The organism is Pseudomonas sp. S35 (genome assembly GCF_009866765.1).
Classification (GTDB): Bacteria; Pseudomonadota; Gammaproteobacteria; order Pseudomonadales; family Pseudomonadaceae; genus Aquipseudomonas.
In genome coordinates this window covers 5,792,508-5,813,604 of sequence record NZ_CP019431.1, presented here as the reverse complement: position 1 = coordinate 5,813,604, position 21,097 = coordinate 5,792,508, and the positions used below count along the sequence as shown (strand labels likewise).

The 21,097-nt window shown below is 61.3% G+C and carries 21 protein-coding genes; 11 read left to right on the top strand and 10 right to left on the bottom strand.

Features of this window, described 5'->3' with window-relative positions:
• Positions 1-19 precede the first annotated feature (19 nt).
• The 8 genes from rodA to PspS35_RS26155 all read left to right on the top strand — a co-directional run bounded on the left by rodA (position 20) and on the right by PspS35_RS26155 (position 7,539).
• A complete protein-coding gene (gene rodA, locus PspS35_RS26190; protein ID WP_174244894.1) occupies positions 20-1,123 on the top strand; it encodes a rod shape-determining protein RodA in 1,104 nt (367 codons plus the stop codon).
• A gap of 17 nt (positions 1,124-1,140) precedes the next feature.
• Positions 1,141-2,151, top strand: coding sequence for a lytic murein transglycosylase B (gene mltB, locus PspS35_RS26185; RefSeq protein ID WP_159937392.1), 1,011 nt, complete (start codon positions 1,141-1,143; stop codon positions 2,149-2,151).
• On the top strand, positions 2,151-3,149 hold the full coding sequence (locus PspS35_RS26180; RefSeq protein WP_159937391.1) for a septal ring lytic transglycosylase RlpA family protein: 999 nt from the start codon (positions 2,151-2,153) through the stop codon (positions 3,147-3,149). Before mltB ends, PspS35_RS26180 begins: the two co-directional genes overlap by 1 nt.
• A gap of 180 nt (positions 3,150-3,329) precedes the next feature.
• Positions 3,330-4,487 (top strand): D-alanyl-D-alanine carboxypeptidase family protein, encoded by a 1,158-nt coding sequence (locus PspS35_RS26175; protein WP_099584672.1) that lies wholly within the window; start codon positions 3,330-3,332, stop codon positions 4,485-4,487.
• A gap of 85 nt (positions 4,488-4,572) precedes the next feature.
• Entirely contained in the window at positions 4,573-4,854 is a 282-nt protein-coding gene (locus PspS35_RS26170) for a DUF493 domain-containing protein (RefSeq protein ID WP_159937390.1), read from the top strand.
• A complete protein-coding gene (gene lipB / locus PspS35_RS26165; RefSeq protein ID WP_159937389.1) occupies positions 4,854-5,501 on the top strand; it encodes a lipoyl(octanoyl) transferase LipB in 648 nt (215 codons plus the stop codon). Before PspS35_RS26170 ends, lipB begins: the two co-directional genes overlap by 1 nt.
• 26 nt (positions 5,502-5,527) lie before the next feature.
• Positions 5,528-6,529 carry a lipoyl synthase gene (gene lipA / locus PspS35_RS26160; protein WP_174244893.1) on the top strand — a complete coding sequence of 334 codons (1,002 nt, stop codon included), beginning with the start codon at positions 5,528-5,530 and terminating at the stop codon, positions 6,527-6,529.
• Between the two features lie 89 nt (positions 6,530-6,618).
• On the top strand, positions 6,619-7,539 hold the full coding sequence (locus PspS35_RS26155; RefSeq protein ID WP_159937387.1) for an LD-carboxypeptidase: 921 nt from the start codon (positions 6,619-6,621) through the stop codon (positions 7,537-7,539).
• 119 nt (positions 7,540-7,658) lie between these two features.
• Here the strand turns inward: PspS35_RS26155 and PspS35_RS26150 are convergent, their stop codons facing one another.
• The 5 genes from PspS35_RS26150 to leuS form a co-directional block, all read right to left on the bottom strand.
• Positions 7,659-8,984, bottom strand: a complete 1,326-nt coding sequence (locus PspS35_RS26150; RefSeq protein ID WP_159937386.1) for a lytic murein transglycosylase — start codon at positions 8,982-8,984, stop codon at positions 7,659-7,661.
• A 61-nt stretch (positions 8,985-9,045) separates the two neighbouring features.
• On the bottom strand, positions 9,046-9,210 hold the full coding sequence (gene arfA / locus PspS35_RS26145; protein WP_003176285.1) for an alternative ribosome rescue factor ArfA: 165 nt from the start codon (positions 9,208-9,210) through the stop codon (positions 9,046-9,048).
• A gap of 159 nt (positions 9,211-9,369) precedes the next feature.
• The gene (gene holA, locus PspS35_RS26140; protein ID WP_159937385.1) at positions 9,370-10,407 is read right to left on the bottom strand and encodes a DNA polymerase III subunit delta; all 1,038 of its coding nucleotides are present in this window, start codon (positions 10,405-10,407) and stop codon (positions 9,370-9,372) included.
• A 39-nt stretch (positions 10,408-10,446) separates the two neighbouring features.
• On the bottom strand, positions 10,447-11,052 hold the full coding sequence (gene lptE / locus PspS35_RS26135) for an LPS assembly lipoprotein LptE (RefSeq protein WP_159937384.1): 606 nt from the start codon (positions 11,050-11,052) through the stop codon (positions 10,447-10,449).
• A gap of 88 nt (positions 11,053-11,140) precedes the next feature.
• A complete protein-coding gene (leuS, locus tag PspS35_RS26130; RefSeq protein ID WP_159937383.1) occupies positions 11,141-13,747 on the bottom strand; it encodes a leucine--tRNA ligase in 2,607 nt (868 codons plus the stop codon).
• 261 nt (positions 13,748-14,008) lie between these two features.
• Here leuS and PspS35_RS26125 point away from each other — a divergent pair, with 261 nt between their 5' ends.
• Positions 14,009-14,326, top strand: coding sequence for a hypothetical protein (locus PspS35_RS26125; RefSeq protein WP_159937382.1), 318 nt, complete (start codon positions 14,009-14,011; stop codon positions 14,324-14,326).
• A gap of 99 nt (positions 14,327-14,425) precedes the next feature.
• Positions 14,426-15,187 carry a YdcF family protein gene (locus PspS35_RS26120; RefSeq protein WP_159937381.1) on the top strand — a complete coding sequence of 254 codons (762 nt, stop codon included), beginning with the start codon at positions 14,426-14,428 and terminating at the stop codon, positions 15,185-15,187.
• Between the two features lie 64 nt (positions 15,188-15,251).
• Here the strand turns inward: PspS35_RS26120 and lnt are convergent, their stop codons facing one another.
• The 5 genes from lnt to miaB all read right to left on the bottom strand — a co-directional run bounded on the left by lnt (position 15,252) and on the right by miaB (position 20,632).
• Positions 15,252-16,775, bottom strand: a complete 1,524-nt coding sequence (gene lnt, locus PspS35_RS26115; RefSeq protein WP_159937380.1) for an apolipoprotein N-acyltransferase — start codon at positions 16,773-16,775, stop codon at positions 15,252-15,254.
• An 8-nt stretch (positions 16,776-16,783) separates the two neighbouring features.
• Entirely contained in the window at positions 16,784-17,623 is an 840-nt protein-coding gene (locus tag PspS35_RS26110) for an HlyC/CorC family transporter (RefSeq protein ID WP_005791724.1), read from the bottom strand.
• A gap of 31 nt (positions 17,624-17,654) precedes the next feature.
• The gene (gene ybeY / locus PspS35_RS26105; protein WP_159937379.1) at positions 17,655-18,113 is read right to left on the bottom strand and encodes an rRNA maturation RNase YbeY; all 459 of its coding nucleotides are present in this window, start codon (positions 18,111-18,113) and stop codon (positions 17,655-17,657) included.
• A complete protein-coding gene (locus tag PspS35_RS26100; RefSeq protein WP_159937378.1) occupies positions 18,106-19,110 on the bottom strand; it encodes a PhoH family protein in 1,005 nt (334 codons plus the stop codon). Before PspS35_RS26100 ends, ybeY begins: the two co-directional genes overlap by 8 nt.
• Positions 19,111-19,303: 193 nt before the next feature.
• Complete coding sequence (miaB, locus tag PspS35_RS26095; protein ID WP_159937377.1) at positions 19,304-20,632, bottom strand: tRNA (N6-isopentenyl adenosine(37)-C2)-methylthiotransferase MiaB; 1,329 nt, start codon at positions 20,630-20,632, stop codon at positions 19,304-19,306.
• A 131-nt stretch (positions 20,633-20,763) separates the two neighbouring features.
• On the opposite strand from miaB, the gene PspS35_RS26090 reads away from it, so the two are divergent.
• Positions 20,764-21,090 (top strand): DUF1820 family protein, encoded by a 327-nt coding sequence (locus PspS35_RS26090; protein ID WP_003236992.1) that lies wholly within the window; start codon positions 20,764-20,766, stop codon positions 21,088-21,090.
• The last annotated feature ends 7 nt before the right edge of the window (positions 21,091-21,097 follow it).

The following is a 21,097-nucleotide window of genomic DNA, read 5'->3' as shown; positions in this document are numbered from 1 at the left end:
CCTCTCCAGCGAGGATGTGATGCGTCGCCGTGCGACGTTGCTGCAGCGCATGCACATTGATGGCCCGTTGCTGATCCTGTTGCTGACCCTGGCCGCCGGCAGCCTGTTCGTGCTGTATTCGGCCAGCGGCAAGAACTGGGACTTGCTGATCAAGCAGGCGTCGTCGTTTGGCCTGGGGCTGCTGTCGATGGTGGTGATCGCCCAGCTGGAGCCGCGTTTCATGGCGCGCTGGGTGCCGCTCGGCTACGTCGCCGGCGTATTGCTGCTGGTGGTGGTGGACGTCATGGGCCACAACGCTATGGGTGCGACCCGCTGGATCAACATTCCAGGGGTGATCCGCTTCCAGCCGTCGGAATTCATGAAGATCCTGATGCCGGCCACCATCGCCTGGTACCTGTCCAAGCGCACCTTGCCGCCGCAGCTTAAACACGTGGGCATCAGCCTGATCCTGATCGGCATACCGTTCATCCTGATCGTGCGCCAGCCGGACCTCGGCACCTCGCTGCTGATCCTCGCCGGCGGTGCGTTCGTGCTGTTCATGGGCGGTTTGCGCTGGCGCTGGATCCTCAGCGTGCTGGCAGCGGCCGTACCGGTGGCAGTGGCCATGTGGTTCTTCTTTATGCACGACTACCAGAAACAGCGGATCCTCACGTTTCTCGACCCGGAAAGCGACCCGCTCGGCACCGGCTGGAACATCATCCAGTCCAAGGCAGCCATCGGTTCCGGCGGCGTGTTTGGCAAGGGCTGGCTGCTGGGCACCCAATCGCACCTGGACTTTTTGCCCGAGAGCCATACCGACTTCATTATCGCGGTGATGGGCGAAGAGTTCGGCCTGGTGGGCATCTGCGCGCTGTTGCTGATCTATTTACTGCTGATCGGACGTGGCCTGGTGATTACCGCCCAGGCCCAGACCTTGTTCGGCAAATTGCTCGCCGGCGCCTTGACCATGACTTTTTTTGTTTACGTTTTCGTCAACATCGGTATGGTCAGTGGCCTGCTGCCGGTGGTTGGGGTGCCGTTGCCGTTCATTAGCTACGGCGGAACTTCGCTGGTGACATTGCTGTCAGCGTTTGGGGTTTTGATGTCGATTCATACGCATCGCAAGTGGATCGCACAGGTTTGAATAAGGTGAAGATGTCAATGCAAGTAATGCGCGGCTGGGCGACTCGGCATGCGTCCTGGATGAGCCTGATTGGGCTGCTGGGCGCAACGCAAGAGGCGCAGGCCGGTGACTACGATGGTTCACCCCAGGTCGCCGAATTTGTCGGTGAGATGACCCGCGACTACGGTTTCGCCGGTGAGCAACTGATGGGCGTGTTCCGCGAGGCCCAGAAAAAGCAGGCGATCCTCGACGCCATCTCGCGTCCCGCCGAGCGCGTGAAGCAGTGGAAGGAATATCGCCCGATGTTCCTCACCGACGCCCGCGTGGCACGCGGTGTGGATTTCTGGCGCGAACATGAAGCCGTGCTGGCCCGCGCCGAGCAGGAATACGGCGTGCCGGCGCAGGTGATTGTCGCGATCATTGGCATTGAGACCTTCTACGGGCGCAATACCGGCAGCTACCGGGTGATCGACGCCTTGTCGACCCTGGGCTTCGATTACCCGCCCCGCGCCGACTTCTTCCGCAAGGAGTTGCGCGAATTCCTGCTGTTGGCCCGTGAAGAACAGGTCGACCCGCTGACCCTCAAGGGCTCCTACGCCGGCGCAATGGGCTTGCCGCAATTTATGCCGAGCAGCTTTCGCGCGTATGCCGTGGATTTTGACGGCGACGGCCACATCAATATCTGGAGCAACCCCGACGACGCCATCGGCAGCGTGGCCAGCTACTTCAAACGCCACGGCTGGGTGGGCGGCGAGCCGGTAGTGATTCGCGCCGATGTCAGCGGGGAGCGCGCCGATGAAGGCCTGACCCAGGGCATCGAGCCGGTCAAGACGGTCGGGGAGTTGCGGGCGCTGGGCTGGTCGAGTCAGAATGCGCCACGCGATGACATGCCAGTCACGGCGTTCCGCCTGGAAGGCGAAAACGGCCCTGAATACTGGATGGGCCTGAAGAATTTTTACGCAATCACGCGTTATAACCGCAGTGTGATGTACGCCATGGCCGTGCATCAGCTGTCAGACATGCTGGTCCAAGCACGGGGCAACAAGTAATGCGGGTATCGCCGTTCAAACAACCGCTCAAGCTGGTGGCGTTCGCCGCGTTGTCCCTGCTGGTCGTCAGTTGCTCCACCAGCCGTGGCCCGGCACCGAAGTCCGGCGGCACGGCTGTGCGTTCCCAGCCCGGCCTGGACATCAACCGCGCGCACAAAGACGGCGCGCCGTGGTGGGATGTCGATGTGTCTAAGATCCCGGATGCCACGCCGACCCTGCACACCGGGCCGTACAAGGCCAATCCGTATACCGTGCTGGGCAAATCCTACTTTCCGCTGCAAGAGTCCAAGACCTACGTGCAATCGGGTACGGCATCCTGGTACGGCACCAAGTTCCATGGCCAGAACACCGCCAATGGCGAGGTCTATGACCTGTACGGCATGAGCGCGGCGCATAAAACCCTGCCGCTGCCCAGCTATGTGCGCGTGACCAACCTGGACAACAACCGCACCGTGATCCTGCGGGTCAACGACCGTGGGCCGTTCTATTCGGACCGCATCATCGACCTGTCCTACGCCGCTGCGAAAAAACTCGGCTATGCCGAAACCGGCACGGCGCGGGTCAAGGTCGAAGGCATCGACCCGGCGCAGTATTGGGCCCAGCGCGGCAAGCCTGCACCGTTGATGCTCAACGAGCCGCAGGCTGCGCAGCCGCAAGTGACGGCATCGGCCGGCAAGATCGAACAGTGGACACCGCCACCCCAGCAGCACGCACCGGATACGGTCGTGGTGCCCCGTGCAGCGCCAGGCGCTTCCGTCGCGGGCGGGCAATACCTGCAGGTGGGCGCTTTCGCCAACCCGGATGCGGCAGAACTGTTAAGGTCCAAGCTCAGCGGCATGGTCAACGCGCCGGTCTTTATCAGCTCCATCGTGCGTAACCAGCAGACCCTGCACCGCGTGCGCATGGGCCCGATCGGCTCGCCGAGCGAAGTCGCGCAAGTACAGAACAGCGTGCGCCTGGCCAACCTGGGGCAACCCAGCGTGGTCACCGCCGAATAACAAAGCATTGATGGGTCAGGTCCGTGCGCGGGCTTGAGCCTTGGTTGTTGGCTCGTTGAACAACAAAAACCCAGGGGCAAGGGGTGAGCGGGCAACCGAACACGTGACAGTCTGGTAGCGGGCTGTCTGAATAAGTTTTGCCCGTGAGGGCAAGTTTCCATAAGCAATTTCGAGAGACGGATGAACATCACCACCTTAGCCAAACGCACGTGCCTGCTTATCTCGCTGATCATCACTCCGGCCGCCTGGGCGGTTGAAATGGTGCCGGCTTCACCGCAACTGGCCGCCAAGGCCTGGGTCCTGATGGACGCTGCCAGCGGCAACGTGCTGGTCGAGAGCAACGGTGACCAGCGCCTGCCACCGGCCAGCCTGACCAAGCTGATGACCGCCTACATCGCGACCCTGGAAATCCGTCGCGGCCAGATCGGCGAGAACGACCCGGTGACCGTCAGCGAAAACGCCTGGCGTACCGGTGGTTCGCGGATGTTCATCAAGGTGGGCTCGCAAGTCACCGTGAGCGACCTGCTGCACGGCATCATCATCCAGTCTGGTAACGACGCCAGCGTGGCGCTGGCCGAGCACATCGCCGGCAGCGAAGACGCGTTCGCCGACATGATGAACAAAACCGTGGCCGACCTGGGCATGACCAACAGCCACTTCATGAACCCGACCGGTCTGCCGAACCCAGAGCACTACTCGTCGGCTCACGACATGGCGATCCTGGCCCGCGCGATCATCCGTGTTGACCCTGTGCACTACGCGATCTACTCCCAGAAGGAGTTCTTCTGGAACAACATCAAGCAGCCAAACCGCAACCTGCTGCTGTGGCGTGACAAGACCGTCGATGGTCTGAAAACCGGCCACACCGACGAAGCGGGTTACTGCATGGTGTCGTCCGCCGTCCGTGATGGCCAGCGCCTGATCGCCGTCGTGTTCGGCACCAACAGCGAGCAGGCCCGTGCGGCCGAGACGCAAAAACTGCTGACCTACGGTTTCCGCTTCTTCGAAACCCAGACCTTCTACCAAAAGGGCGCCGAGCTGGCGACCGCGCCGGTTTGGAAGGGCGCAACCTCGCAGGTCAAGGCCGGCCTGGCTGAAGACCTGACCCTGACCATGCCTAAAGGCCAGCTGAAAAAGCTCGCTGCCAGCATGACCATGAACCCGCAATTGGTTGCCCCAATTGCCAAGGGTGATGTGATCGGTAAAGTCGAAGTGAAGCTGGACGACAAGGTCGTGCACAGCGCTGACCTGATCGCGCTGGACGCCGTCGACGAAGGTGGTATCTTCCGCCGCGTGTGGGATAGCATCCGTCTATTCTTCTACGGCTTGTTCAACTGATTGTGTGCACCTGCAAAGCCCCGCGTTGATCCGACGCGGGGCTTTGCCCGTCGCCACGGCTTACCGCTTACGAGGCCGTTACGCCATGACCGATAAAGAAGTAGAAGTAAAGGCGCCAAAGATCGAATTCCCGGTGGTCGATTACCCGATCAAGGTGATCAGCGACACGGGCGTTGGCCGCAAGGACAAGATTCTTGAGATCGTGCGTAAACACGCGACGATCAACGATAACCGGGTGGATGAGCGATCCAGCACCACCGGTAAGTACACAACTATCCAGTTGCACATCGTTGCGACCGGACAAGACCAGCTCTACGACATCAATAGCGAACTGCGGGCCACCGGCTTCGTGCACATGGTGTTGTGATGTCACAGGTCCTGGGCTTTCGCGAGCTCGGCCAGATGGCCTACGAGCCTGTCTGGCACGCCATGCAGCGCTTCACGAACGAGCGCGGCACCTCGGCTCCCGATGAGGTCTGGCTGGTGGAGCACCCGCCGGTGTTTACCCAGGGCCAGGCCGGCAAGGCCGAACATCTGCTACTTCCGGGTGATATTCCGGTGGTGCAGGTCGACCGAGGTGGCCAAGTGACTTACCATGGCCCCGGCCAACTGGTGGCGTATTTGCTGTTGGACGTGCGCAAGCTGGGTTTTGGCGTGCGCGACCTGGTCAGCCGCATTGAGGCTTGCCTGATCGAGCTGCTGGCCAGCTACGGGATAACCGCCGCAGCCAAGCCCGATGCCCCAGGTGTGTATGTAGATGGCGCGAAAATCGCCTCCCTGGGGCTGCGCATCCGTCACGGGTGTTCCTTTCATGGCCTGGCCCTGAACGTGGACATGGACCTGGCCCCGTTCCGTCGGATCAACCCGTGCGGCTACGCCGGGTTGGCAATGACCCAGATGAGCGAGCACGCCACACCGATTAAATTTGCCGAGGTTAGTGCCCGGCTGCGCGCGCAGCTCGTCAAACACCTCGACTATGCTGAGCAGACGACCCTTACGGGCGGAATCGACTGATTATGACTACTGATGCAGTGCAAACCATGATCCCGACGCTGGACATTACCGACCGTCCGGCCCCGGCCCCGCGTGCCAAGGTGGAAGCCGGCGTCAAGCTGCGCGGCGCCGAGAAGGTTGCACGCATCCCGGTGAAGATCATTCCGACCACCGAACTGCCGAAAAAGCCCGACTGGATCCGCGTGCGCATCCCGGTTTCGCCGGAAGTCGACCGTATCAAGGCCCTGCTGCGCAAACACAAACTGCACAGCGTGTGCGAAGAAGCCTCCTGCCCGAACCTGGGTGAGTGCTTCTCCGGCGGCACCGCCACCTTCATGATCATGGGCGACATCTGCACCCGTCGTTGCCCGTTTTGCGACGTCGGCCACGGCCGTCCGAAGCCATTGGACGTCAACGAGCCGCAAAGCCTGGCCATCGCCATCGCTGACCTGAAACTCAAATACGTGGTGATCACCTCGGTTGACCGCGATGACCTGCGTGACGGCGGTGCCCAGCACTTTGCCGACTGCATCCGTGAAATCCGCAAGCTGTCGCCCAACGTGATGCTCGAAACCCTGGTGCCGGATTACCGTGGCCGTATGGACGTGGCGCTGGAAATCACCGCTGCCGAGCCACCGGATGTGTTCAACCACAACCTGGAAACCGTGCCACGCCTGTACAAGGCTGCGCGTCCGGGTTCGGACTACCAGTGGTCGCTGACCCTGCTGCAGAAATTCAAGCAGATGATGCCGCACATCCCGACCAAATCCGGCCTGATGCTGGGCTTGGGCGAAACCGACGAAGAAGTCATCGAAGTCATGAAGCGCATGCGCGAACACGACATCGACATGCTGACCCTGGGCCAATACCTGCAACCGTCGCGCAGCCACTTGCCGGTGCAGCGTTTCGTGCACCCGGACACCTTCGCCTGGTTCGCCGAGGAAGGCTACAAGATGGGCTTCAAGAACGTTGCCTCGGGCCCGCTGGTACGTTCCTCGTACCACGCTGATGAGCAGGCCAAGCTGGTCAAGGCGAGCCTGGTCTCGTAATACAGATCTGCGCTACACCGCAGGTCCAATGTGGGAGGGGGCACGCCCCCTCCCACATTTTTTTGCGCGTTAACGAGGGAGAGTTGTGTATGACAGCAGCCGTTCCAGCCCTTCGTCCTGAAGGCACCATCGCCCTGATCGCCCCCGCCGGCCCCGCCGCATTGGACGTTGAAAAGGCCGGCCAATGGATGCGCACCCGCGGCTACGACCTGCGAATTTTCCCCGGCGTCTATGAGCGCGACGGCTACCTCGCCGGCAGCGATAAAGTCCGCCTCAACGATCTGCACGCCGCCTTTGCCAATCCCGATATCGATGCCATCTTCTGCCTGCGCGGCGGCTATGGAACGCCACGATTGCTGGACGCGCTGGACTTCGACCTGATCCGCGCCAACCCCAAGCCGTTTGTAGGCTATAGCGACATCACCGCCCTGCATCTGGCGATCAACCGTTACGCTGGCTTCGTGACCTTCCACGGCCCGATGCTCAATGCCGACCTGCTCGGAAACAAGCAGCCACCTACCGAGTCCTCCCTGTTCAGCCTGCTACGTGGCCAGCTCGGCGCCGGCAGTGTGCTCGCGCACCCGGTGGCGTTCCCGTTGACCACCATAGAGCCTGGCATCGCCTGTGGGCGCTTGCTGGGGGGCAACCTGTCGATGATCGCGGCGGTGATGGGCACGCCTTTCGAGCTGGAGGCTGAAGGCATCATCCTGTTTATCGAGGACGTCAACGAACCGATCTACCGTATCGACCGCTTGCTCACGCACCTGCGCCTGGCGGGCAAGTTGGCGCTGGTCGCCGGGGTGCTGGTCGGTGATGTGGCGGGGGTGGATAACGGTGCGCTGGAGCGCTTGCTGAAGCAGAGCTTCGAGCCTCTGGGCATTCCAGTATTGTCTGGCTGGCGCAGCGGGCATTGCGATCCGAACCTGACGCTGCCGATGGGCGCATTGGTGCGGCTGGATGCGGGGGAACAGCGGGTGGTGTTGGAGCAGGATGTGGTGTTCAAACCCTGAATCTGTTGGTGTCTGCTCAACCGCAATCGAGGGCGAGCCCCCTCCCACACTTGAATGTATTCACAAATCAAAATGTGGGAGGGGGCTTGCCCCGATTGCAATAGTCGCCATAAGCAGATCTAGCGGTTTTGCAACGACTCCAGCAACTTCACCGTCGGATACCCATCCGCCGGCCAGCCCAGCGCCTGTTGCGCCGCACGAATCGCCTTACGGGTGTTGGCACCGATAATCCCATCCGGGTTGCCCGCGTCATAGCCGTTGGCAGTCAACGCGGTCTGCAGATCCATACGCTGGGAGCGGCTCAACGGCAGCTCATCCTTCGGCCATTCGCCGCGAATCACACCGCCCCCACCAAACCGCTCCGACAGCAAGCCAACCGCCAGCGCGTAGGACGACGAGTTGTTGTACTTGAGGATTGCGCGGAAGTTATCCAACACCAGGAACGCCGGGCCACGGTAGCCCGCAGGCAGCAGCAGGGCGGCGGAGAGTTGGTCGACATTGGCCGGCATGCTTGCGCCCGGCGGCAGTTGGATGCCCAGTTTCAGCCATTCGGCAACGGTCTTGCGAATGCCGCCATCGGCCAGGGCGTAATCGAAGTTCGCCGGCAATTGTTTGACCTCAATGCCCCACGGCTGGCCTTTCTGCCAGCCGGAGCTTTGCAGGTAGTGCGCGGTGGAGGCGAGGGCGTCGGCCGGGCTGTTCCAGATGTCGCGGCGACCGTCGCCATCGAAGTCCACGGCGTGGGTGTTGTAGGTGGTCGGGATGAATTGCGTCTGGCCCATGGCGCCGGCCCAGGAGCCTTTCATCTGGTCGGCCTGGATATCGCCGTGCTGGATGATCTGCAGGGCTGCCAGCAATTGCGCCTGGGCAAACGCCGGGCGCCGGCCTTCATAGGCCAGGGTCGCCAGGGAACGGATCACCGAATTGTTGCCCTGGAACTGGCCGAAGTTGCTTTCCATGCCCCACACCGAGACGAGCGCCTGGCGGTCGACGCCATAGCGTTGCTCGATGCTTTGCAGGATGTCGGCGTACTTGATCAGCAGCGCTTGGCCATTACGCACCCGCAGCGGCGACAGCGCGCCGTCGAGGTATTCCCACACCGGGCGGGAAAACTCCGGCTGGCTACGGTCGGCGCGGATCACTGCCATGTCGGGGGTGACGTTGGCGAACGCGTTGTCGAACACGGCAGCGGTAATGCCGGCCTGCAGGGCTTGCGCGCGAAAGCCGGCCTGCCATTCGGCAAACGTCTGGGTCGGCTGGATGTCGAGGTTGTCCACCGCCAGTGGGGCCACGACAGCGGGCGCTACCACGGGAGCGGTCTGGAGCTTTGGCAGCGGTTGGGCGTCGGCTGCGGTGGGTTTTTCCGCGCAGGCGACAAGCAGAATGAGGCTGGAGGCAGCGATCAATTGGCGAAGGTGCCAATGACGGGAAAGACGAGAGGGCATGCACAGGTCCAGGGGTTACAAATCAGGCACAGACCTTATCATGTCAGAGGGGCGCTTGCCTTCAGGCAGCCAGAAAGTAAGAAGCCTCCCAGCTATTAGACTGGAAGGCTTCGCGGCGGTAGCTGCCTTTGCCCTTGCCGGCGCGTTCCTGACGGCTGCGGAACAGTGGCTGGGCGATGATGGATTTGGCCTTGTTGGGGCCATGCTTGGATGGCTTTTTGCTCATGGTCGATACTCTTGATGGGGGATGCGGCGCAAATAATCTGCCGAAGTTAGGCCGCTGTAAAGCCCATGAATTGTAAACGTAATCAAAATGTGGGAGGGGCGGTGCGACGATTCGACTTGCCCCTCCCACATGGGTTTTGCAGTGTTTTTAAGGGAAGGGTTATTCGGCGGGAAGTGTCAGGCGCTGGCCGGCCATCAATAGCGACAAACGGCTCAGGCTCATCCACGGCGAACCGGCTGCCTGGCCTTTGATCTGCGCGTCGATGCGCTGCGCCTCCAGCAACAGTTGTGCCCAGCGTTGCGCCGAGTACCGTTGCAGGGCTTTGCTCATCAGGGGTTTGCGCTTGTCCCAGACGGGTGGTCGGGCTTGGCTGAAACACTTGTCCAGCGGCGTGCCCTGGCTGTATTGCAGGGCAATATTGGCCAGTACCCGCAACTCACGGGCCAGCGCCCAGAGAATCACCGGCGGCTCCACTCCTTCGCCGCGCAGGCCTTCGAGCATGCGCAGGGCGTGGGCGGGTTCGCCGTTGAGGATCGCATCCACCAGCCCGAATACGTCAAAGCGTGCGCTGTCGGCCACGGCACCCTGGACTGTCTCGACGGTAATCTGCCCGTCCTCGGCCATCAGCTTGAGTTTTTCGATCTCCTGGGCGGCGGCAAGCAAGTTGCCTTCGACCCGGGCGGCGATCAACTCCACCGCATCCTGGGTGGCCGACAGACCCGATTGGGAAAGACGCTGACGAATCCACTGGGGTAACTGGTTGCTGTCCACCGGCCAGATCTGGATGAACTGGGTCTGCGCCCCTTCCACCAGGGCCTTGCCCCACTTGGTTTTCTGCGCGCTGGCGTCGAGTTTGGGCAGGCTGATCAGCAATACCGTGTCTTCTGCCGGGCGCGAGCAGTATTCCATGAGGGCCGCCGCGCCTTTATCACCGGGCTTGCCCGAAGGCAGGCGCAGCTCCAGCAGGCGTTTTTCGGCGAACAGCGACATGCTCGCACCGGCTTGCAGCAGCGTGCCCCAGTCGAAACTGGCGTCGGCGCTGAAGACCTGGCGTTCATCGAAACCTTGCTGGCGGGCGGCGGTACGGATGGCGTCGGCGGCTTCCTGGCACAGCAGCGGGTCATCACCGCTGACGATGTAGACAGGCGCGAGGCCACCTTGCAGGTGTTTGGCGAGTTGGGCGGGGGCGAGTTTCATAGGCAGGGTAAACGGGGCGCTTGGAGCGCCCCGTCTGGCTTACTCGGCGGGTACTTCAACAGGCGATTGTTTCGGCGTGTTGTCTTCGTACTCTTTCGCCGCTTTCAGCGCATCGGCATCAGCCTTGGCCTTGTTGTCAGCCGCTTGCTGCAGGGTTTCGAGCTGTTCTGGGGTCAGCATCGACAGGCGCAGGACCATGCGCTGCACCAGTTCGCGACGCATTTCCTTGCGCACCTGGATGATTTCGGAGTCCGAACCCACCAGGTTGTTGCCGTCGTGGCTGACGATTTTCTGCACCTGGATCTTGTCACCCATCAACGGCAGGTGGTCGCGGCCCTGGATTTCGAACTCCAGCACGGTGCTCAGTTCTATGTCCGAGGCGCGACCGGCGCTGGCGTAGCTCAGGTTACGCTGGGTTTCTTTCTCGTTGGCCAGGAACAGTTTGTAGGTCGCGCCGGTGTAGACGTGTACACCGCTGCTTTCCAGGACCTGGCGCAGTTGGGTCACTGTCTCGCTGTAGGCGTCGCGGGCGCTGACGTCCAGTTCCTTGATCGTCAGGTCATTGGTGCCGGTGCCGCGCAGCTGGAAGCCGCAAGCGCTCAGCAGTACGGCAAGGCCCATAACCAGCAGGTTGCGTTTGATCATTTTGTTGCTCCCCTTGAAACCATGTGGGCCTTATCGAGGCCCTGAAGGCTTTGTTCGGCGCAGGGCTTGAGCCCTGCGCCCGATCCGATTAGCTAGCGACGATATTGACCAGTTTGCCAGGCACCACGATCACTTTGCGGATCGTCAGGCCTTCAGTGAAACGCAGCACGTTCTCGTTGACGCGCGCGGCGGCTTCGACTTCTTCACGGCTGGCAGTGGCTGGCATGTCGATCTGGCCACGCAGCTTGCCGTTGACCTGGATCACCAGTTGCAGCGTGTCCTGTACCAGCGCGCTGTCATCCTGCACCGGCCAGCGCGCATCGATGACCGCGTCGCTGTGGCCCAGGCGGCTCCACAGGTCGTGGCTGATATGCGGCGTGATCGGCGCCAGCAGCAGGGTGACTGTTTCCAGGCCTTCCTGTACCAGTGCGCGATCCTGCTCGGTGACTTGCGGGGCTTTTTCCAGCACGTTCATCAGCGTCATCACTTGGGCGATGGCGGTGTTGAACTTGTGGTTCTGGCCCACGTCCTGGCTGGCTTGCTTGATGGCCAGGTGGGTGCTGCGGCGAATGAGTTTCTGCTCGTCGCTCAGGCTCGCGGTGTCCAGCTTGGCCGGCAGGCCTTGGCTGACATGGGCATGCGCCAGGCGCCAGACACGCTTGAGGAAGCGGTGCGAGCCTTCGACGCCGGAGTCGGACCATTCGGCGCTCATGTCAGGCGGTGAGGCAAACATCATGAACAGGCGGCAGGTGTCGGCGCCGAACTGGTCGATCATCGACTGAGGGTCGACGCCGTTGTTCTTCGACTTGGCCATTTTCTCGGTACCGCCGATTTCTACCGGCAGGCCGTCGGCGATCAGCTTGGCGCTGATGACCTTGGCTTTGCTGTCACGCTCGAGCTCGACGTCCGCCGGGTTGAACCAGGTGTAGGCGCCATTGGCTTCGCGACGATAGTAAGTCTCGGCGATCACCATGCCTTGGGTCAGCAGGTTCTTGAACGGCTCGTTGGAGCTCACCAGGCCTTCGTCGCGCATCAGCTTGTGGAAGAAGCGCGCATACAGCAGGTGAAGAATGGCGTGCTCGATGCCACCAATGTACTGATCCACCGGCAACCAATGGTCGGCCGCGGATTTTTCCACCAGGCCGCCCTCGTAATGAGGCGAGGCGTAGCGGGCGTAATACCACGAGGACTCGACGAAGGTGTCCATTGTGTCGGTTTCGCGCTTGGCCGGCGCGCCGCATTTCGGGCAACTGCACTCGTAGAACTCGGGCATGCGTGCCAGCGGCGAACCAGCGCCATCCGGCACCACGTCTTCCGGCAGTACGACTGGCAGTTGGTCCTGCGGTACAGGAACATCACCGCAGGTGTCGCAGTGGATGATCGGGATCGGGCAGCCCCAGTAGCGCTGGCGGCTGATGCCCCAGTCGCGCAGGCGGAACTGGGTGCGCGAGGCACCGAGGTTTTTCTTGATCAGTGCGACTTCGATGGCGTCGAAGGCGCCCTGGAAGTCCAGGCCGTCGAATTCGCCGGAATTGATCAGGGTGCCGTGTTCGTTGTAAGCGTCCTGCCACGGCGTCGGGTTGGTGTCGCCGGAACTTGTGCGCACCACCGACTTGATCGGCAGGCTGTATTTGACGGCGAACTCGAAGTCGCGCTCGTCGTGGGCCGGCACAGCCATTACTGCGCCATCGCCGTAATGCATCAGCACATAGTTGGCGACCCACACCGGCAGTTTTTCGCCAGTCAGTGGGTGCTCGACGAACAGGCCGGTCGGCAGGCCTTTTTTCTCTTGGGTGGCGACGTCGGCTTCGGCCACGCTGCCGCCTTTGCATTCGGCGATGAACGCCGCAAGCTCAGGGTTGTTCTGTGCGGCCTGGGTGGCCAGTGGATGCTCGGCAGCCACGGCGACGTAGGTCGCGCCCATCAGGGTGTCCGGGCGGGTGGTGAAGACTTTGAGTGCGCCGGCGCTGCCGATGGAATCGACGCTGTACGGGAACTGCACTTCCATGCCCTTGGATTTGCCGATCCAGTTGCGCTGCATGGTCTTGACCTGTTCAGGCCAGCCCGGCAGGTCGTCGAGGCTCGACAGCAGTTCATCCGCGTAGGCGGTGATCTTGAAGTAGTACATCGGGATTTCGCGCTTTTCGATCAGTGCGCCGGAACGCCAGCCGCGACCGTCGATCACTTGCTCGTTGGCCAGGACGGTCTGGTCGATCGGGTCCCAGTTCACGGTGCCGTTCTTGCGGTAGATCACGCCTTTTTCGAACAGGCGAGTGAACAGCCATTGTTCCCAGCGGTAGTAGTCCGGCTTGCAGGTGGTCACTTCGCGGGACCAGTCCACCGCCAGGCCCAGGCTGCGCAGCTGGGTCTTCATGTAGGCGATGTTTTCGTAGGTCCACTTGGCGGGAGCCACGTTGTTTTTCATCGCGGCGTTTTCTGCCGGCATGCCGAAAGCGTCCCAACCCATAGGTTGCAGGACGTTCTTGCCTTGCATGCGCTGGTAGCGGGAAATCACGTCGCCGATGGTGTAGTTGCGCACATGCCCCATGTGTAGCTTGCCGCTGGGGTAAGGGAACATCGATAGGCAGTAGAAAGTCTCCTTGCCCGGCTGTTCACTGACTTCAAAGGACTTTTGCTCGTCCCAGAAGGTTTGGGCGGCATTTTCTATTTCACGGGGCTGATATTGTTCGTGCATGGCTACTTTTGAACTGAATAGGGGTGGCCTAATCCTCTTCGGAGCACTGTCCAGGCAGATCGACACCAAAAAGCGGCGCGTCCATGCCCAAACCCTGCGGGAAGTGGAGTTACAGGAAGCGCCGTAGCATACATGACCCCACTCTATCGAGGGAAACCCTGATTGCGCGGTCGAGGCCGTCTGTCGCGGCGCCGGGCAGGCGTAGCAACGGGGACTACGCTGTTTAGTGGGGAGCAAGTCTTTCTTCAATGAGGTGAGGGGATGGTTGAATCGCAGCGAACCGCAACGAAACCGGAAATCTACGAAGGACTGATCGACCGATTGGGTCGTGCATTGGATGCAGCAAGGACAGCAGGCCGATTGCGTGATGAACGGCCTGTGGAGGTGGAACTGCGCGGGTTGAGCCGCGCAGAGCTGGAACTGATCAAGGCTTACCTGGAACGCAACCCGCGCAGTGCGCCTCCTTGGGTGGCAACCCCGCCAGCCAAAGAGCCCACGCACTCTGCCAAAGTGGTGTGGCTCAAGGACTTGCCGGCCGGTCGTGGCCCGGAAACACTCCGGTCCGCCCGCTACAAGTAGTTCACTCCCCGCTGAACCGCACCAGCGTGTTATGTCACCGTAAAGATTGTCGCTAAACCCCGTTACACCTTAGGCTTCGGGCATCTATGGAGATGTCCGATGCCTATTCGTTATTTCATCAAACAACTGCTGCTGCCGCCCGGCATTTTCTTGCTGCTGTTGGTCGTTGCCTGGTGGTTTCGGCGCAGCCGCCCTCGGCTGGCAGGTTGCTGCTTCGCGTTGGGCCTGGGTGGCATGTGGTTGATCAGCCTACCGGTGATGGTGGAGTGGGGCGCGCGCGCCCTGCAAACCGAGCCGCCATTGGCACGTGAGGACTGGTCGACCCTCGCCCAGCGCGCAGACGCCATTGTGGTGCTGGGTTCGGGCCGTGAGCGCGGTGACCCGGCGTGGGGAACTGACCAGCCCACCGGTATCGGCCTGGAACGCCAGCGTTATGCCGCGCAACTGGCGAAGGCCTCCGGGTTGCCGGTACTGACGACTGGCGGCTTGCACTATGGCACCCCGCCCAGTGAAGCGCAGATGATGGCGGTGTCGATGCAGGATGACTTCGGCGTGGCGGTGCGCTGGAAGGAAGAACGCAGCCGTACCACCTGGGAAAACGCGCAGATGAGCGCCGAGATTCTATTGCCTGAGGGCATCAAGCGCGTGGTGGTGGTGACCCAGGCCTGGCACATGCCACGTTCGGTGTGGAGTTTTGAAAAGGCCGGCTTCACCGTGGTGCCGGCACCCGTAGGCTTCCTGAGCGTGGACAATGCCCGGCCGTTGGGCGGCTGGATGCCGGAGTCCAAGTCGGTGTGGCAGAGCGGGCAGTTGATCAACGAGGCGGTGGGGCAGGTGGGGTATCGGTTGTTTTATCGATAACACCGCAAATCAAAATGTGGGAGGGAGCAAGCTCCCTCCCACATTGGGTTTGGGTTGATTCTGGTTAAACGGTTTTGGACATCCGGCCGGCAAGCAGCGCCCAGCCAAACAGCATCACGCACACGATGATCAGCGGCCACGAACGCCATTGCAGGTACGGGGTGAGGTTGTGCATCGGCACCACTTCGCCGTAGAGAATGCCGCGCTCGAACTGCGGGATCTGCACGGTGATCTGCCCAAACGGGTTGATCAGCCCGGTCACGCCATTGTTGGTCGCGCGGATCATCCAGCGGCCTGCTTCCAACGCGCGCATCTGCGCCATTTGCAGGTGCTGCAACGGGCCGATGGAGCGGCCGAACCAAGTGTCGTTGCTGATGGTCAGCAGCAGGTCGCTTTGGGCCGACAGGCCGGCGGCGAACTCTGGGTAAACCACCTCGTAGCAAATGAACGGCGCAATCTGATAGCCCTTGGCCTGCAACATCGGCTGGTCCGCAGGGCCGCGGGCGAAGTCCGACATCGGCAGGTCGAAGAAGGCAATCAGCCCACGCAGCATGTCTTGCAGCGGCACGTACTCGCCAAACGGCACGAGCTTCTGCTTGAGATAGGTGCCATCGCCTTCGCCCACCACGGTAATCCCGTTGAAGTAGCGCTTCTGGTGGTGCACTTCCTGGCGAATCGGAACGCCGGTGATCAGCGCGGTGTGCCGGTCGGCGGCGAACTTGCCCATCATGCCCAAGTAACCCTCGACGGACTCCTTGAGCACCGGCACCGCGGTTTCTGGCCACACCAGCAAATCGACGGGCTTGGAGCTCAAACTCATGTCGCGGTACAGCGCCAGCTGCGCATTGAGCTGCTCCGGGTCCCACTTCATGCTTTGTTCGACGTTGCCCTGAATAGCCGCCACGGTCAGCGGCGCACCGGAAGGGGCAGTCCACGCATGGTGTTTGAGCGCCAGGCCGATGGCCCAGGGCGCGACCAGCAACAGCAGGCCGGCACCGATAAAGGCATTGCGCTTGCCGGCCAGCAGGCGCGGCAGGTTGCACAGCAAGGCCGCCGTGAGTGCCAAGGCAAAGGAAATCAGCCACATGCCGCCGACTGGCGCCAAGCCGGTGAGCGGGCCGTCGAGTTGGCTGTAGCCGGAGTACAGCCACGGGAAGCCAGTGAGGAACCAACCGCGAAAGGCTTCCTGGCCGACCCACAACGCGGCAAACGTCAGCGCATCGGCCAGCGGCGCTTCATTGCGGCGCAGCCAGCGCGCCCACAGCCACGCGGGCAGGGCGAAGAACCAGGCAATGGCGGCGGTGAACAGCAGCATCAAGAACCCCGCCAGCAGCACCGAAGCGCCGCCGAAGTGGTGGATGCTGTAGTAGATCCAGCTGGTGCCGGCACCAAACAGGCCGAAACCAAAACACCAGCCACGGCCCAGGGCCTGACGCGGGGACAGTTCCCGCAGCCCGATATAGAACAATCCGACTGCCAGCAGCGCAAACGGCCACAGGTCGAATGGCGCCAGCGCCAGGGTGGTGATAGCACCGGCCACCACGGCCAGCAAATTACCGGGCCAGCCGGGAGCGGTGAGACGGCGCATTTCAGTCCTTAACGGGCAATAGGTGTCAGGCGAATCAAATGAATCCGACGGCTGTCCGCATTCAGGATGCGAAAGCGATAGGCGCCGATCTCGGTGGTTTCGTTACGCTTGGGCAAATGCCCGAACGCACTCATCACCAGGCCGCCAACGGTGTCGAACTCATCGTCGGAGAATTCGCTGTCAAAGAACTCGTTGAAGTTCTCGATCGGCGTCAGTGCCTTGACCAGGAAATCACCGCTTGGCAGCGGCTTGATGTAGCTGTCTTCTTCGACGTCGTGCTCGTCTTCGATGTCGCCGACGATCTGTTCCAGCACGTCTTCGATGGTGACCAGGCCGGCAACGCCGCCGTATTCGTCGATCACAATGGCCATGTGATTGTGGTTGGCGCGAAATTCGCGCAGCAGCACATTCAGGCGCTTGGATTCGGGCACGAAGGTGGCCGGACGCAGCAGGTCCTTGATGTTGAAGCTGTCGCCGTTCTCCTTGAGGATCAGCGGCAGCAGGTCCTTGGCCAGCAGGACGCCCATGACATCGTCATGGCTTTCACCGATGACCGGGTAGCGCGAGTGCGCCGAGTCGATCACGGCCGGGAGGAATTCCCGTGGGGTCTGGGTCGCCTTGATGCTGATCATCTGCGAGCGCGGGACCATGATGTCCCGGACTTGCAGGTCAGCCACCTGGATGGCGCCTTCGACGATGGCCAGCGCTTCGCTGTCCAGCAACTTGTTCTGGTGGGCCTCGCGCAGCAGCTCCAGCAGCTCCTGGCGGTTTTTCGGCTCGTGGGCAAAAGCCTGGGTCAGTTTACCCAGCCATGACTTTTGCCCGTTGCTCGATCGGTCTTCGCTCATAGCGATTACTCTAAATCCTTTGTTGTGTCAGTTATGTTTCGTCGTCTGCATACGGGTCAGGGTGACCCAATTGGGCAAGCAACGTTTGTTCCAGTGTTTCCATTTCCTCGGCTTCGTCATCGTCTATATGGTCGTAACCCAATAGATGCAAGCAGCCGTGGATGACTAGATGAGCCCAGTGGGCTTCAAGTTCCTTGCCTTGTTCTTTCGCCTCGCGCTCGACCACTTCGACACAGATCACCAGATCGCCCAGCAAGGGGATATCCAGCAGCTCATCAGGGACGTCGGCGGGGAAGGACAGCACGTTGGTCGCGTAATCCTTCTGGCGCCAGGTGCGGTTCAGCTCGCGGCCTTCGGGCTCGTCCACCAGGCGGATGGTCAGTTCCGAGTCGGCGGTACGCTGGCGCAAGGCCAGCGCACACCATTGGCGCAATTGCTCTTCGCTGGGGGCGGGCGCTTCGGTGGCCAGTTGCAGGTCAAGCTCAAGCATCGCGGCGACCGTCCTTTGACAGGCCATCGTCGCGGTGTTCGAAGCGCTCGTAGGCCTCGACGATGCGCTGCACCAGCGGGTGGCGCACTACGTCCTTGGGCGAGAAATGCGTGAAACTGATGCCCGGCACGTCCTTGAGCACTTCAATCACATGGCTCAAGCCGGACTTGGTACCCTTGGGCAGGTCAACCTGGGTAATGTCGCCGGTGATGATGGCCGTGGAACCGAACCCGATGCGGGTCAGGAACATCTTCATCTGCTCGACTGTAGTGTTCTGGCTTTCGTCGAGGATGATGAAACTGTTGCTCAGGGTGCGGCCGCGCATGTAGGCCAGCGGGGCGATTTCGATCACCTGGCGTTCGATCAGCTTGGCCACGTATTCAAAGCCAAGCATCTCGTACAGCGCGTCGTAGAGCGGGCGCAGGTACGGGTCGATCTTCTGGGCCAGGTCGCCGGGCAGGAAACCGAGCTTTTCGCCCGCTTCAACCGCCGGACGCACCAACAGGATGCGCCGCACTTGCTCGCGCTCCAAGGCATCCACCGCACAGGCCACCGCCAGGTAGGTCTTGCCGGTGCCTGCCGGGCCGATGCCGAAATTGATATCGTTGCCGAGGATTGCCTTGACGTACTTCTGCTGATTCAAGCCCTTTGGGCGAATCATGCCTTTCTTGGTACGCAGGGCCACGCTGGCTTCGGCTACAGGGTTGTTGGCCAGGTCTTCCACGGCGGACTCTTGCAAGTACAGGTGCACCGTTTCCGGCGACAGTTCACTGCCTTTGGTCTCGCGGTAGAGGCGGCGCAGCAGGTTTTCTGCAGACGTGGTGTGTTGGGGTTCACCAATAAGCTCGAACTGATTGCCGCGATTGCGGATCTCGATGCTCAGGCGTTGTTCGATCAGGCGCAGGTGCTCGTCGAACTGTCCGCACAGATTGGCGAAACGGCGAGCCTCAAAGGGCTCGAGGATAAAACGATGGGGTTCTGCTATGGGTGCGTTCAAGGTCGCTTTTAGCCGCCCTTTGGCTGTTTAATTGAAAGAGAGGATAACGCCAGTGACGCGGGTACGAAAGCACTTACGTCATCGCAATGGTGCACGGTTCCTATGTGGGAGGGGGCTTGCCCCTGATAGCGGTGTGCCAGCAATCAATGAGTGGTCTGATTCACCGCCATCGGGGGCAAGCCCCTTCCCACATTTATTGCACCAGAGACCCGCGCAACGAGTGCGGCTGCGCCGCATCGATGTGCACATCGGCAAATTGGCCGATCAGGGTTGGATTGTCGCAACGGAAGTTGACGATCCGGTTGTTCTCGGTACGTCCTTGCAGCTCGCCCGGGTCTTTTTTCGAATAGTCGGTGACCAGGATGCGCTGGGTCGAACCGACCATTTGTCGGCTGATCTCGAAGCCTTGCTGGTTCAGGCGGTGTTGCAGCGCGTTCAGGCGCTCTTTTTTCAGGGCTTCCGGGGTTTCGTCCAGCAGGTCGGCGGCCGGTGTGCCGGGGCGCTGGCTGTAGACGAACGAGTAGGAGAAGTCGAAACCGACGTCTTCGATCAGCTTCATGGTCTGCTGGAAGTCTTTCTCGGTCTCGCCGGGGAAGCCGACGATAAAGTCCGAGCTGATGCAGATGCCCGGCACCGCTGCGCGCAGTTTGCGCAGTTTGGATTTGTATTCCAGGGCGGTGTGGTTGCGCTTCATCGCCGACAGGATCCGGTCGGAGCCCGATTGCACCGGCAAGTGCAGGTGCTTGACCAGTTCCGGCACGTCGGCATGGGCCTGGATCAGGCTGTCGGAGAACTCCAGCGGGTGTGAAGTGGTGTAGCGAATACGTTCGATGCCGTCGACGGCGGCAACCACGCGGATCAACTCGGCCAGGTCGGCCAGGCGCCCATCGTGGGTCAGGCCGCGATAGCCATTGACGTTCTGGCCCAGCAGGGTCACTTCGCGCACGCCGTTTTCGGCCAGGTGGATGATTTCTGCGAGCACGTCGTCAAACGGCCGGCTGACTTCTTCACCGCGGGTGTAGGGCACCACGCAGAAAGTGCAGTATTTGCTGCAGCCTTCCATCACCGACACGTAGGCACTTGGCCCATCGATACGCGGCTCGGGCAAATGGTCGAATTTTTCGATTTCCGGAAACGACACGTCTACCTGAGGCAGCTTGGTGATGCGGGCCGCGTCGATCATTTCCGGCAAGCGGTGCAGGGTTTGCGGGCCGAAGACCACGTCGACATAGGGCGCGCGGTCGCGGATGGCGGCACCTTCCTGGCTGGCCACGCAACCGCCTACGGCGATCACCATCTCCGGATTGGCCAGTTTCAATTCACGCCAGCGGCCCAGCTGCGAGTACACACGGTCCTGGGCCCGCTCGCGGATCGAGCAGGTATTGAGCAGGATCACGTCGGCATCTTCGGCGCGGGCGGTGACTTCCAGGGCCTGGTGTTCGCCCAGCAGATCGACCATGCGCGAGCTGTCGTACTCGTTCATTTGGCAACCGTGGGTTTCGATATAAAGCTTCTTGGCCATGGGAATCGTCAACTGGTGGTAAAGAACCGCGCATTATAGGGGGCATGCCCATTGGTTCCTAGCGTTGTGCATCGGGTGCCATGCTATAGTTCGCGCCCTCATTTATATCCCCGATGTGTTATCCGCCCCCCATGACCAAACGTGAAGCTCCAATCTACAAGGTGATTTTCCTCAACCAGGGCCAGGTGTTCGAAATGTACGCCAAGCAGATCTATCAAAGTGATCTGTGGGGCTTTTTGGAAGTGGAAGAGTTCGTCTTTGGCGAGCGCACCCAGTTGGTCGTCGACCCGGGCGAAGAAAAGCTCAAGGCTCAATTCGAAGGCGTGGTGCGCAGTTTTGTGCCGATGCATTCGATTGTGCGCATTGATGAAGTCGAGCGCCTGGGCACGCCGAAGATCAGCGAAGCGCGGGGCGTGAGCAATGTCATGCCGTTTCCGATGCCGATGCCTGAGAAGTAAGGCGGCT